Origin of the sequence: Fodinibacter luteus (genome assembly GCF_039541575.1) — a bacterium.
In the GTDB taxonomy this organism is placed as follows: Bacteria; Actinomycetota; Actinomycetes; order Actinomycetales; family Dermatophilaceae; genus Fodinibacter; species Fodinibacter luteus.
On the sequence record NZ_BAABGM010000033.1, the window covers coordinates 1 to 13376 of the forward strand.

The window sequence follows — 13376 nt, forward strand, 5'->3', positions numbered from 1 at the left end:
GGCGACCACCGACACCCACCCCTACGAACAGGCCTGTCCCACACCCGGAAAGGTCACAACCAAGTCACGATTCCACGGCATCCAGCGGTGTCGGGAGCCGACCCTGCCGGCCGGCCACACACCCTCGGACATCCTTGACCGCGCGGCCCATCGCGGGCCAGCGGCGCGGGCTACATCGTCGCAGTCGCTGCCCACGCAGCGACTACCAGGCGGTAGGCCACGACACAACCCCGCCAGCCCCGCACGATGCCCGCCAGCCACCACCCGACGCAAGCACGCGCGCCCACCCGCGGCACGGCATCCTCAGTCGCTCGAGCTCGTCACGTCGTGGGGTGCGCCGACCTCCTTGCTCTCGGGCGAGCCCCGCTCGCGCAGGTAGATCGCGAAGACCGCCATGGTGCCGATCGCGAGCAGCTCGGACTGCCAGTTCTGCAGGGTGCGCCCCCAGAAGTCCGGTGACACGAGGTAGGCCCCGAGGCCGAGCGGGTCGAGCTGGTCGCGCATCCGCTCCTCGTTGTCGGCGACCCGGCCCGCGACGGCCTGAGCCACCCACGACGCGACGAAGACGACGGCCATGACCGTGACGAGCGAGTGTGAGTAGAGCGAGGTCCGCCAGCCACCGGCCCTGGCCCACGCGGGTGAGTCCGGCTGGGCGTGCTCGCCGACGAGCTGCTGCTCGTCGCTCTCCCGCCCCTCGTCACCGGGCGCCTTGGACTCCGACGACCCGCGTTGCACGAGCCACACCGTGAGGGCGATGTACAGCGTGAACTGGAGGAACTCGGACTGCCAGTTCTCGGCCACGTCGACCGCGAACCCGGACGACGTGACGTAACGCCACAGGTCGATCTCCTGCAGACCCGCCGTGCGCGCCTCCTCGTTGTAGTGGGCCACCCCCCACCACGCCTGGCCGGCGAGGACGAGGAGCAGGAGGGCACCGATGACGAGCGACAGCGAGTTGTCGCGCAGGAAGGATCGGGGGGCCGGCGCGCTCATCGCTGAGCCAGCCCGACCGCGATGCAGAAGGCGAGGCCTGCCGCGAGGAAGGTGGCGTACACCCAGAACATCGTGCGCACCCTGCTCACCCCCCGTCCACGATGCAGTCGTACGGCACGGCGTCGTCCGCGGACCGGTCGCGGCAGCCGGCCGCCGTGACCCGCCACCCGTCGGCGAAGAGCGAGAGGAAGACGGTGTCAGACGCGTAGCGCACCTGCGCCGAGTGCCCGGCGACGGACACCTGACCTCGGGCCCCCGCCTCCGGTAGGCCGGCCGTGGCCAGGGCCCGGGCGCAGTGACCGTCCTCCTCGAGCCGCTCGAGGGTGCGCGGCGCGAGGACGGCACAGGCGGCGCCGGGATCGGCCGTCGCGGATGCCGTGAACGCGTCTGCCGCTCGCGCCGCGCCCGCGCGCTCGACGTCGGCACCACAGCCGGCGAGCGACAGGGACGCCAGGGCCACGAGGGCGGCGGTCGTGGCCGGCATGGCGCGCGTGGCGCGCGTGGCGCCCGTGGCGCGCGTGGCCCGCGTGGCGCGACCGGCCGGCATCCTGCCGGAACACCCGGCGGCCCCCCGGCGCCGCGTCGTCCGGGATCTGGTCCGGGATCGGTCCATGCGGCCGAGCCTAGGACCGGGCGCGGCCCTTCGGGGGTCTGCGGCCCGGGCGGTCGGGTGGCCTCCGGAGGTCACTCCACGAGGCGGTAGCCGATGCCGGGCTCGGTGATGATGTGGCGCGGGCGGGACGGGTCGGCCTCGAGCTTGCGCCGCAGCTGGTTGCCGTAGACCCGCAGGTAGTTCGACTCGCGGCCGTACGCCGGGCCCCACACGGCTCGGAGCAGGTCGGCCTGGGTGACGACGCGTCCGCGGTGCCGGGCGAGCTCGCCGAGCAGGCGCCACTCGGTCGGGGTCAGGTGCACCGGGTCGCCGGACCGGGTCGCCGTGAGCGTGCCGAAGTCGACGGCGAACGCCTCGGTGAGCACGGGCGCGATCCCGCCCAGCGCCTCGCCGTCTCCCCCACCCCGTCGCAGGGCCGAGCGCACCCGGGCCATGAGCTCATCCATCCCGAACGGCTTGGTGACGTAGTCGTCGGCCCCCTCGTCGAGTGCCTCGACCTTGTCGTCCGAGCCGTGCCGCGCCGAGAGCACGACGACGGGCACCCGAGAGGTCCGGCGCAGCTGCCGCAGCACCTCGACCCCGTCGACGTCGGGCAGGCCGAGGTCGAGGACGACGAGGTCCGGCGGGGCGTCCTCGAGGGTCGACAGGGCGTCCCGCCCGGAGCCGACCACCTCGACCTCGTAGCCACGGGCCCGCAGGTTGATCCGCAGCGTGCGACGGATCGTCTCGTCGTCGTCGACGACGAGCACGCGCTCAGCCACGGTCCACCTCCTCGCGCGCGTCGGCCCGCGCGGCGTCGCGCTCGGCGGCCCGCGCCGAGCCCGCCCGACCCTCGGGACCGCCCGGAGCGACGGCCGGCAGCGCCCGCGGCAGCTCGACGACCATGGTGAGCCCGCCACCGGGGGTCTCCTCGGCCGTCACGTCGCCGTCCATGGCCAGGGCCAGGCCGCGGGCGACCGCCAGTCCCAGCCCGACGCCGTCGCCGGCCGGGGCGTCCCCCTGCCGCTGGAACGGCAGGAAGATCCGCTCCCGCGCGTCCTCGGGGACGCCCGCCCCGGTGTCGACGACCCGCACCTGCGCCCGCCTGCCGAGGCAGCTCGTCGAGACGAGCACCGGGGCCGGCGGCGGCTGGTGGCGCAGCGCGTTCTCGATGATGTTGCCGAGCACCCGGTCGAGGAGGCCGGGGTCGGCCACGACCTGCCGGCTCTCGGGGTCGAGCCGCCACGTGACACGCTCGGGCTCGGACACCGAGGCGACCGTCGCCGGGACGACCTCGCCGAGGTCGACGGGCTGCGGGCTGGCGACGAGGGCGCCGGCCTCGAGGCGTGACATGTCGAGGAGGTTGCCGATGAGCGCGTCGAGCCGGTCCGCCGAGTCCTCGATGGCCGCCTTGAGCTCGGCCTCGTCCTCCTCCGAGAAGGTCACCTCGCCCGAGCGGAGGCTGCCGATCGCGGCCTTGATGCCGGCGAGCGGCGTCCGCAGGTCGTGCGACACGGCGGAGAGCAGGGCGGTGCGGGCCGAGCTGTCCCGGGCCAGCGCGGCCGCCTCACCGGCGGCGCGCTGGAGGGCACGTCGCTGCAGGATGGCGCCGGCGTGGGCCGCGAAGGCCGCGAGCAGCCGCTGCCGGTCCGCGGGCACCCGCACCCCGACGAGGACGAGATCGTGCTCGTCGTCGGCCGGCGAGTGCGTCTCCTCGACGTCACGAGCGCCGACGGATGCCGGGCGCGTCACCGCCCCCGGTTCGGGGGCCGCCCCCCTCCCTCGGCGACGACCCGTGCCGGCTCGTCCGCCGTGGCCCGGCGCACGACGAGCGCGCGGCGGGCGCCGAACATGTCGACGGCGTGGTCGAGCAGCACCGTCATCTGGTCGGTGGAGCCGAGGAGCGTGTGCGTCAGCTCGGCGAGGGCCGCGGACTCCCGCTGGGCCGCGACCGCCCGTTCGGCACGGCGGGCGCTCGTGTGCACGACGAACGCGACCGCGACGGCGACGAGGACGAAGACGAGCAGGGCCAGGGCGTTTTCCGGCTCGGAGATCGTCAGGGTGCGCACCGGGTCGAGGAAGTACCAGTTGAGCAGCGCCGACGACGCGACCGCCCCCACGAGCGCCGGGCCGATGCCGCCGACGAGCGCGACGAGGACGGTGAGGAGGAGGTAGAGCGGCACGGTGAGCGACAGCCCCGGGTCCCGGGGGGCGAGCATCAGCGCGGCGGTGAGGGCGAGCGGCCCGAGGACGGCGGCCGCGTACCCCAGGCGGACCCGGCGACGCGGCAGCGCGGCCCTCGGGACCCGCCAGCCGCGCCCCGCGGCGAACGAGTGGGTGACGACGTGCACGTCGATGTCGCCGGAGTGGGTGATGACCTCTTCGGTGGTGCTCGGGACGAGCAGCGTTCGCCACCGGGGCCGTCGGGTGCTGCCGATGACCACCTGGGTGGCGTTGACGCCCCGGGCGACGTCGAGCACCGCGTCGGCCGGGTCGTCGCCCGTGACCGTGTGCCACGAGCCGCCGAGCTCCTCGGTGAGGCGGCGCAGGTGCGCCAAGGTGGGCAGCGGTGGGCCGGTCAGCCCGTCCGACCTCGCGACGTGCACGGCGAGCAGCTCGCCGCCGGCGCCCCGCGAGGAGATCCGGGCCCCCCGCCGCAGCAGCGTGTCCCCCTCGGGCCCACCGCTCAGGGCGACGACGACGCGTTCCCGGGTGGGCCACGACGACTCGATGCCGTGGTCGGCCCGGTACCGCTCGAGCCCCTCGTCGACGCGGTCGGCGAGCCAGAGGAGGGCCAGCTCGCGCAGCGCCGACAGGTTGCCCACCCGGAAGTAGTTGGCCAGCGCGGCGTCGACCTTCTCGGCCTTGTAGATGTTGCCGTGGGCCATCCGTCGGCGCAGTGCCTCGGGTGACATGTCGACGAGCTCGATCTGGTCGGCGCGTCGCACGACCTCGTCGGGCACCGTCTCCCGCTGCACGACACCGGTGATCGACTCCACGACGTCGTTGAGCGACTCGAGGTGCTGGATGTTGACCGTCGAGATGACGTCGATGCCGGCGTCGAGCAGCTCGTCGATGTCCTGCCAGCGCTTCTCGTGGCGCGACCCCGGCGCGTTCGTGTGGGCGAGCTCGTCGACGAGTGCGACAGCGGGGTGGCGGGCGAGGAGGCCGTCGAGGTCCATGTCCTCGAACGTCGTCCCGCGGTGGTCCAGGCGCGCCCGTGGCAGGACCTCCAGGCCCTGGATCATCTCCGCCGTGTGCTCGCGTCCGTGCGTCTCCACGAGGCCGACCACGACGTCGGTGCCCCGGGCCAGTCGCCGGCGTCCCTCGTCGAGCATGGCGACGGTCTTGCCCACCCCGGGGGCCGCCCCGAGGTAGATGCGAAGCCGGCCGTGCGCCATTCCCCCATTCTCACTGACTGCCGGTGGAGGCGTCGGCGGTCGCGAGGCTGACGTTGAGCTCGGTGACGTTCACCCGGTCCTGCCCGAGGAAGCCCAGCACCGCATGCTCGGTGTGCGCCGCCACGAGTCGCTGCACCTGCGCCGCGCTCATCCCGCGCGCCGCCGCCACCCGCGGCACCTGGTAGGCGGCGTACTCCGGCGAGATGTGCGGGTCCAGACCGCTCGCGGATGCCGTGAGCGCGTCGGCGGGGATGGACGCCGGGGCGTCCGGGTTGGCCTCGCGCAGGGCGGCCCCGCGCTCCGAGACCTGGCTGGCGAGCTCCTCGGAGCTGGGCCCGAGGTTCGAACCCCCGCTGGTGTCGCCGGCGTGGTCGGACGCCGAGGGTCGGGCCTGGAACCACTGCGGTCCCCCCGCGGCCTGGCCGAGCAGGCTCGAGCCGACGACCGTGCCGTCGACCTCGATGAGGGACCCGTTGGCCTGGCCGGGCACGACGAGCCCGATGGCCAGGATGGCGGCGGGGTACAGCAGCCCGGCCACCAGGGTGAGGACGAGGAGCGCCTTGACCGAGGCGGCGAGCTGGCGGGCGATGGCCACGGTGATCACCTGAGTCCGGGGAGGAGGGAGACGACGAGGTCGATGAGCTTGATGCCGACGAACGGGGCCACGAGGCCGCCGAGGCCGTAGACGAGCAGGTTGCGACGCAGCATCCGGTGCGCGGAGACCGGGCGGTACCTCACGCCACGAAGGGAGAGCGGGATGAGGGCGATGATGATGAGGGCGTTGAAGACGACCGCCGAGAGCATCGCCGACTCGGGGCTGGACAGGCCCATGACGTTGAGTGCCTCGAGGCCCGGGAAGACCCCGACGAACATCGCCGGGATGATCGCGAAGTACTTCGCGACGTCGTTGGCGATCGAGAAGGTCGTCAGCGCCCCACGGGTGATGAGCAGCTGCTTGCCGATCGCGACGACGTCGATGAGCTTGGTCGGGTCGCTGTCGAGGTCGACCATGTTGCCGGCCTCCTTCGCGGCCGAGGTGCCGGTGTTCATGGCGACGCCGACGTCGGCCTGGGCGAGGGCGGGCGCGTCGTTGGTGCCGTCACCGGTCATCGCGACGAGCCGGCCGCCCTCCTGCTCGGCCTTGATGAGCGCCATCTTGTCCTCGGGGGTCGCCTCGGCGAGGAAGTCGTCGACGCCGGCCTCGCCCGCGATCGCGGCGGCCGTGCGAGGGTTGTCGCCGGTGATCATCACGGTGCGGATACCCATCGCCCGCAGCTGGTCGAACCGCTCGCGCATGCCGGGCTTGACGATGTCCTTGAGGTGGACGACACCCAGCGTGCGTGCCGGCGCACCCGGCTCCGAGATCGCCACGACGAGCGGGGTGCCGCCGGTCGCACTGATGCCGTCGACGGCGTAGTGGAGGTCGCCGGCGACGTGCCCGCCGGCGGACTCCACCCACGCGGCCACGGCGGAACCGGCTCCCTTGCGCACCGCCGTGCCGTCGGGCAGGTCGACTCCCGACATCCGCGTCGACGCCGAGAACGGCACGAACTCGGCACCTGACCGACGCAGCTCGGCGAACGAGCCGGTGGCCGGGTCCACCCCGGACGCGAGGGCGTGGTCCACGATCGAGCGGCCCTCGGGCGTCTCGTCGGCGAGGGAGGACAGGTAGGCCGCGCGCAGCAGGTCCTCGCGGTGGGCTCCCTCCACGGGGACGACATCGCTCGCCTGGCGGTTGCCGAAGGTGATCGTTCCGGTCTTGTCGAGCAGCAGGGTGCTGACGTCACCCGCGGCCTCGACCGCGCGGCCGGACATCGCGAGCACGTTGTGCTGCACGAGGCGGTCCATGCCGGCGATGCCGATGGCCGACAGCAGCGCGCCGATCGTCGTCGGGATGAGGCACACCAGCAGGGCGACGAGCACGACGAGGGACAGGCGCGACCCCGAGTAGATCGCCATCGGCTGGATGGCGCCCACCGCGAACATGAAGATGAGGGTCAGCGTGGTGAGCAGGATCGTCAGGGCGATCTCGTTGGGCGTCTTCTGGCGGGCCGCGCCCTCGACGAGCGCGATCATCCGGTCGATGAAGGTCTCACCGGGCCTGCTCGTCACCCGGACGACGATCCGGTCCGACAGCACGGTCGTACCCCCGGTCACGGCACACCGGTCACCACCGGACTCGCGGATGACCGGCGCGGACTCTCCGGTGATCGCCGACTCGTCGACGGTGGCCACCCCCTCGACGACGTCGCCGTCCCCCGGGATGACCTCCCCCGCCTCCACGACGACGAGGTCGCCGACGCGAAGCTCGGTGCCGCGCACCTGCTCCTCGGTGCCGTCCTCGCGAAGCCGGCGGGCCGTGGTCTCGGTGCGGGTCCTGCGCAGGGTCTCGGCCTGGGCCTTGCCGCGGCCCTCGGCGACGGCCTCGGCGAGGTTGGCGAAGAGCACCGTGGCCCACAGCCACCCGGCGACCGAGACCGAGAACACCGACGGGTCGAGGATCGCGAGCAGGGTGGTGAGCACCGAGCCCACCCACACGACGAAGATGACGGGCGAGCGGAACGTGTGCCGGGGGTCGAGCTTGGCGAACGCCTGGGGCAGGGCCTCCCACCCGGTGCGGACGAGGGGAGCAGCAGTCATGACAGGGCCTCCGCGATCGGCCCGAGGGCGAGGGCCGGGAAGAAGGTGAGCCCAGCGACGACCACGACGGTGCCGGCGAGCAGGACGGTGAACAGGGGGGTGTCGGTCGGCATCGTGCCGGCGGTGACGGGGCGCCTGCGCTGGGCGGCGAAGGCGCCGGCGAGGGCGAGCACGAGCACGATCGTGACGAACCGACCGGCGAACATGCACAGCGCCAGGGTGAGGTCGAGGAACGGCTGGTCGGCGGTGAGCCCCGCGAAGGCCGAGCCGTTGTTGTTCGAGGCCGACGTGTAGGCGTACATCATCTCGGTGAGACCGTGTGGCCCGCTGTTGAGCAGGCCGGCCGTCGCCACGGGAAGCACGACCGCCAGACCCGTGCCGACGAGCACGAGGGCGGGTGTGACCACCACACTGAGCGCCACGTAGGTGATCTCCCTGCGGCCCACCGTCTTTCCCAGCAGCTCGGGCGTCCGGCCGACCATGAGGCCGGCGATGAAGACGGCCAGCACGACATAGACGAGCAGGTTGTAGAGGCCGGTGCCGACACCCCCCGGGGAGACCTCTCCGAGCATCATGTTCGACAGCGGCACCGCTCCGCCGAGGGCGCTGAAGCTGTCGTGCATCGAGTTGACGGCGCCCGTCGAGGTGCCGGTGGTCGAGGCGGCGAACACCGCGGACCAGGCGACGCCGAAGCGTTGCTCCTTGCCCTCCATCGACCCCAGGGGACCGCCCGCGGCGGAGTACTCCGCCCACGCCGTGAGGCCGATGCTCGTGACGAGCAGGCCGGCCATCGTCGCCGTCGCGACGACGCCCTGGCGGCGGCTGCGCACCATGAGCCCGAAGGTGTAGGGCAGCGAGAACGGGATGACGAGCAGGAGGAAGACCTCGAACAGGTTCGTCCAGGCGTTCGGGTTCTCGAACGGGTGGGCCGAGTTGGCGTTGAAGAAGCCGCCGCCGTTCGTGCCGAGCTCCTTGATGGCCTCCTGGGAGGCCACCATGCCGCCCTGCACGACCTGCTGACCGCCGGTGACGGTGGTGATGGCCATGGGGTCGGTGAGGTTCTGGACGACGCCACCCGCGAGCAGGACGACCGCGGCGACGGCCGCCATCGGCAGCAGGACTCGGGTGGTGCCCCTCACGAGGTCCACCCAGAAGTTCCCGATCCGGTCAGTGCTGTGGCGCGCGATGCCGCGGACCAGCGCGATCGCGACGGCCAGGCCGGTGGCGGTGGACACGAAGTTCTGGACGCCCAGCCCGACGGTCTGGACGGTGTAGCCCGCGCCGGCCTCACCGGCGTACGACTGCCAGTTGGTGTTGGTGACGAACGAGACGGCGGTGTTGAGCGCGGTGTGCCAGTTCATCGAGCGACCCTGCGACCAGGGCAGCCACCCCTGCAGCAGGACGAGCAGGAAGAGGGCGAGGACCGAGACCACCGCGAACGCGACCACGGAGACTGCGTAGCCGGTCCACCGCTGCTCGGTCCGAGGGTCGACACCGACGACGCGGTAGAGCACGCGCTCGACGCGCCAGTCGTCCTCGTCGGTGAAGACCCGATGGATCCAGGTGCCCAACGGCACGTGGACGAGGGCGAGCAACGCAGCCAGGGTGAGCACGGCGGCGCCGGTGACGACGACGGGGTTCACGAGGCCTCCTCAGAACCGGTCCGGGCGGACCAGGGCGTAGAGGAGGTAGGTCACGAGGGCGGAACCCACGACGGCGGCCACGATGTCTTCCCACATGTGTCGATGACACACCCGACGGCAGCGCCCGAGGATGGAGTAGACGCCGTCCCCACACCTCTTGACGCGATCCTGACGCCCGGCCCCCGGGCTCCGGCGCGCCGCGAGTCAGCGGCCGGTGAACTCCGCGGGCCGCTTGGCGAGGAAGGCGGCGACGCCCTCTCGGTAGTCCTCGGTGTGCATGAGCGAGACCTGGCCGGCCTCCTCGCGGGCCAGGGCCGCCTCGACGTCGACGGACGCCGCGTTGACCGCCGCCTTCGTCTGCCCGAGCGCCACCGTGGCCCCGCTGGCGAGCGCGCCGAGCACCTCCTCGCCGCGCGCCCCGAACGCGTCGGCCGGCACGCACTCGGCGACCATCCCCCACTCCTCGGCCGTCGTCGCCGGGAGCCGCTCGCCGGTGAGCGCGAGCCGCATCGCCCGCGCCCGGCCGACCGACGCCGCGACGAGCGCGGTCGCGCCGCCGTCGGGCATGAGCCCGATCCGGGCGAAGGCCAGCACGAAGGATGCCGCGTCGCTCGCCACGACGTAATCGCACGCGAGCGCCATCGGCACCCCGATCCCGGCGGCGACGCCGTTGACGAGCGCGACGACCGGCGTCCGGGAGGCGAGGAGCGCGCGCACGAGGTCGGCCCCGGCATACAGCGTCCCGGCGGTCGCGCCGTCGGCGGACAGCGGTGCGCCGGAGCAGAACCCGCGGCCGGCACCGGTGAGCGCCACCACCCTGACGGCCGGGTCGGCATCGAAGGCCCGGACGGCCTCGGCGACCTCCTCGCACATCGACGGGTCGACGGCGTTGAGCCGCTCCGGGGCGTTGAGGGTGATCCGCCCGACGGCGCCGGTGACCTCGACGAGGACCGTTCCGGGCGTTCCGGCCGTGCTCGGTGTGCTCGTGGCGCTCATGCCGCCATCCAACCCCACATGCTCAGGCTTGCACCACGGCCCCGGACGTGACGAGCGCCTCCACCTCGGCCGCCGTGAAGCCGTGCGCGAGCAGGTAGGCGGTCGTGTCGGCCCCCGGTGTCGGCTCGGGCCCGGGGTCGAGCGGTGGGGTGTCGGAGAGCCGAGGACCGGTGCGGGGCACTGGGTGACCGTGGGCGTCCGGGGCGAAGGTCCCGCGCCCCACGAGGTGCGGGTGGTGCGGCGCCTCGCGCAGCGACAGCACCGGCGCCACGCAGGCGTCGGTGTGCTCGAAGTGCGCGGCCCACTCGTCCCGGGTGCGGGTGCGGAAGGCCGCGGCGAAGGCGGTCCGCTGGGCCTCCCACGTCGCCGGGTCGTACTGCTCCCCCGGCACCTCGACGCCGAGACCGGCGACGAGCTCGGCCCAGAACGGCGGTTCGAGGGCCCCGACCGCGACGAACCGGCCGTCGGCGCACTCGTACACGGCGTAGAAGGGTGCCCCTCCGTCGAGCAGGTTGGCCTCCCGCTCGTCGCGCCACGCCCCCGCCCCGAGCAGGCCGTGGACCATCGTGAACAGGTGCGCCGCCCCGTCGACCATCGCCGCGTCGACGACCTGTCCCCGGCCGGTCGTCCCCCGGGCCACGAGGGCGGCCAGCACCCCCGCGACGAGGTACATCGACCCGCCGGCGAAGTCCCCGACGACCGGCACCGGCGCGACCGGACGCGCCGCAGGGCCGAGGGCGTGGAGCGTCCCGGACACCGCGGCGTACGTGATGTCGTGCCCGGCCCGCTGCGCCCAGGGACCGGTCTGCCCCCAGCCGGTCATCCGGGCGTGCACGAGGCGCGGGTTGCGGGCCAGGCAGTCGTCGGGCCCGAGCCCGAGCCGCTCGGCGACCCCGGGCCGGTAGCCCTCGAGCAGCACGTCGGCGTCGTCGACGAGCCGCTGCACGACGCCGCGCCCCGCCGCCGTCTTGAGGTCGACGCAGATGCTCGGGCGCGACCGTCGCAGCCCGCCCGCGAGGGCCAAGGGGTTGGTCTCCCCCGGACGGTCGACGCGCACGACGTCCGCGCCCAGCTCGGCGAGGTAGAGCCCCGCGAACGGGGTCGGCCCGATGCCGCCGAGCTCGACGACCCGGGTGCCGGCGAGCGGGCCGCCCGCGCTCACCCGGGCACCCCGCGGACGGTGACGAGCGGGCGGCGCTCCCCCCGGATCGACGCCACCATGTCGACGACCCGCCGCGTCGCCCGCACGTCGTGGGCGCGGAACACCGTCGCCCCGAGCCAGGCCGCGACCGCCGTCGCCGCGAGGGTGCCCTCGAGGCGGTCGTCGGCCGGGAGGCCGAGCGTCTCACCGACGAAGTCCTTGCGTGACAACGCCTGCAGCACAGGGAAACCCAACCCCACGATGGCCTCCGTGTGTCGCAGCAGGGTGAGCGAGTGCGCGGTCGTCTTGCCGAAGTCGAGCGTCGGGTCCACGAGCACGCGATCCGCCGGCAGCCCGGCATCCACGGCCCGCGTCGCCCCCTCCCGCAGCGTGCGCAGCGCGTCGTCGACGACACCGAGCGGCTCGGGTGGGTAGGTCACGGCGACGGGGTCGGTGCGCGGCGGCAGCCCCCCGGTGTGCGACACGACGTACCCGGCGCCGACCTCCGCCGCGACGTGCACGAGCTCGGGGTCGTGCCCGGCCCAGGTGTCGTTGACGAGGTCGAGGCCGGCCTCCGCGGCGGCGGCCCTCGCGACCTCGGAGCGCCACGTGTCGAGGCTCAGCACGACGTCCGGATGCCGTTCGCGCGCCGCCGCGAGGAAGGGCACCACCCGTTCCACCTCCTCGCGGCCCGAGACCGCCTCACCCTCCTGCCCGGCGCGCACCCCGCCGACGTCGACGACGTCCGCTCCGAGCGCCACGGCCTCGTCCAGGGCCTCGAGGGCCGAGCCGAGGTCGGCGTGCCGGTTGCCCGACCAGAACGAGTCGGGAGTGCGGTTGACGATGGCCATGACCGCCGGGCGCCCGGCGTCGAAGGCGCGGCCGCGCAGCCGCAGGGGCGCAGGGGCCGCCGGCACGCGCGCGGGCACGAGCTGCACCGCGTCGCTCACCGGGGCGCGGGCGTGAGCTCGCGCAGTCCGGGCAGGACCTGCTCGGCGAAGCTGGACAGGAAGCGCTCCTGGTCGTGGCCGGGCCCGTGGACGACGAGGTGGTCGAACCCCAGGTCGGTGTAGACCCTCAGGGCGGCCACGACCTCCTCCGGCTCCGACGCCACGACCCAGCGCCCGGCGACCTGCTCGATCGGCAGCTCGTCGGCCGCCGCCTCCATCTGCGCCGGGGAGTGGATCGAGTGCTTCTGCTCGGCCGTGAGCGACAGCGGCGCCCAGAACCGGGTGTTCGCCAGGGCGCGGTCCGGGTCGGGGTCCCAGGACAGCTTGACCTCGATCATCCGCTCGATGCCGTCGCGGGGGCGCCCGGCCTTCGCCAACCCCTCGTCCACGGCCGGCACGAGCTGGTCGGCGTACAGCTCGCGCCCCTTGCCCGAGGTGCAGATGAACCCGTCGGCGACCCGACCGGCGTACCGGGCGACCATCGGCCCCCCGGCGGCCACGTACACCGGCACCGGCACCTCCGGCCGGTCGTAGATCGCGGCGTCCTCGGTGCGGTAGTACTCCCCCTCGAAGGTGACGCGGTCCTGCGTCCACAGCTGACGCATGAGGCGCACCGCCTCGCGCAACCGGGCGAACCGCTCCTTGAACTCGGGCCACGGCCCGTCGCCGACCGACCCCACGGCCATCTCGTTGAGGGCCTCGCCCGTGCCGACGCCGAGGACGACCCGCCCCGGTGCCAGGCACGCCATCGTCGCGAACGCCTGCGCGACCACCGCCGGGTTGTACCGGAACGTCGGCGTGAGCACGGAGGTCCCCACGACGACCCGCTCGGTGCGCGCCAGCACCCACGGCATCCACGCCAGGGCGCTCGGAGCGTGCCCGCCCCGCACCCGCCACGGCTGGAAGTGGTCCGAGACGGTCACCGAGTCCAACCCGAGCTCCTCGGCCCGCACCGCGAACCCCGCGAGCTCGCCCGGGGCGAACTGCTCCGCCGACGCCTTGTACCCGACCTTCAGCACG

The 13376-nt window shown here is 73.8% G+C and carries 13 protein-coding genes; all 13 read right to left on the minus strand.

Annotated elements, in window-relative coordinates; all coding sequences use genetic code 11:
* Positions 1–303 precede the first annotated feature (303 nt).
* The 13 genes from ABD899_RS18535 to fgd all read right to left on the minus strand — a co-directional run bounded on the left by ABD899_RS18535 (position 304) and on the right by fgd (position 13375).
* Complete coding sequence (locus ABD899_RS18535) at positions 304–993, minus strand: DUF6766 family protein (RefSeq protein WP_345208813.1); 690 nt, start codon at positions 991–993, stop codon at positions 304–306.
* 85 nt (positions 994–1078) lie between these two features.
* Positions 1079–1477 (minus strand): hypothetical protein, encoded by a 399-nt coding sequence (locus ABD899_RS18540; protein WP_345208815.1) that lies wholly within the window; start codon positions 1475–1477, stop codon positions 1079–1081.
* Positions 1478–1677: 200 nt separating this feature from the next.
* On the minus strand, positions 1678–2367 hold the full coding sequence (locus ABD899_RS18545; RefSeq protein ID WP_345208817.1) for a response regulator transcription factor: 690 nt from the start codon (positions 2365–2367) through the stop codon (positions 1678–1680).
* On the minus strand, positions 2360–3337 hold the full coding sequence (locus ABD899_RS18550; RefSeq protein ID WP_345208818.1) for a sensor histidine kinase: 978 nt from the start codon (positions 3335–3337) through the stop codon (positions 2360–2362). Before ABD899_RS18550 ends, ABD899_RS18545 begins: the two co-directional genes overlap by 8 nt.
* Positions 3334–4986, minus strand: a complete 1653-nt coding sequence (locus ABD899_RS18555) for a DUF4118 domain-containing protein (protein WP_345208820.1) — start codon at positions 4984–4986, stop codon at positions 3334–3336. Before ABD899_RS18555 ends, ABD899_RS18550 begins: the two co-directional genes overlap by 4 nt.
* 10 nt (positions 4987–4996) lie before the next feature.
* The gene (gene kdpC / locus ABD899_RS18560) at positions 4997–5581 is read right to left on the minus strand and encodes a potassium-transporting ATPase subunit KdpC (RefSeq protein ID WP_345208822.1); all 585 of its coding nucleotides are present in this window, start codon (positions 5579–5581) and stop codon (positions 4997–4999) included.
* A gap of 5 nt (positions 5582–5586) precedes the next feature.
* Positions 5587–7626, minus strand: a complete 2040-nt coding sequence (kdpB, locus tag ABD899_RS18565; protein ID WP_345208824.1) for a potassium-transporting ATPase subunit KdpB — start codon at positions 7624–7626, stop codon at positions 5587–5589.
* Entirely contained in the window at positions 7623–9269 is a 1647-nt protein-coding gene (kdpA, locus tag ABD899_RS18570) for a potassium-transporting ATPase subunit KdpA (RefSeq protein ID WP_345208826.1), read from the minus strand. The genes kdpB and kdpA overlap by 4 nt, the downstream gene beginning before the upstream one ends.
* A gap of 9 nt (positions 9270–9278) precedes the next feature.
* Entirely contained in the window at positions 9279–9365 is an 87-nt protein-coding gene (gene kdpF, locus ABD899_RS19010; protein ID WP_425474996.1) for a K(+)-transporting ATPase subunit F, read from the minus strand.
* A 108-nt stretch (positions 9366–9473) separates the two neighbouring features.
* A complete protein-coding gene (locus ABD899_RS18575) occupies positions 9474–10265 on the minus strand; it encodes an enoyl-CoA hydratase-related protein (protein ID WP_345208828.1) in 792 nt (263 codons plus the stop codon).
* A 22-nt stretch (positions 10266–10287) separates the two neighbouring features.
* Positions 10288–11427 (minus strand): CaiB/BaiF CoA transferase family protein, encoded by a 1140-nt coding sequence (locus tag ABD899_RS18580; RefSeq protein ID WP_345208830.1) that lies wholly within the window; start codon positions 11425–11427, stop codon positions 10288–10290.
* A complete protein-coding gene (folP, locus tag ABD899_RS18585) occupies positions 11424–12356 on the minus strand; it encodes a dihydropteroate synthase (RefSeq protein ID WP_345208832.1) in 933 nt (310 codons plus the stop codon). Before folP ends, ABD899_RS18580 begins: the two co-directional genes overlap by 4 nt.
* Complete coding sequence (gene fgd / locus ABD899_RS18590) at positions 12353–13375, minus strand: glucose-6-phosphate dehydrogenase (coenzyme-F420) (protein ID WP_345208834.1); 1023 nt, start codon at positions 13373–13375, stop codon at positions 12353–12355. Before fgd ends, folP begins: the two co-directional genes overlap by 4 nt.
* Position 13376: the final 1 nt, after the last annotated feature.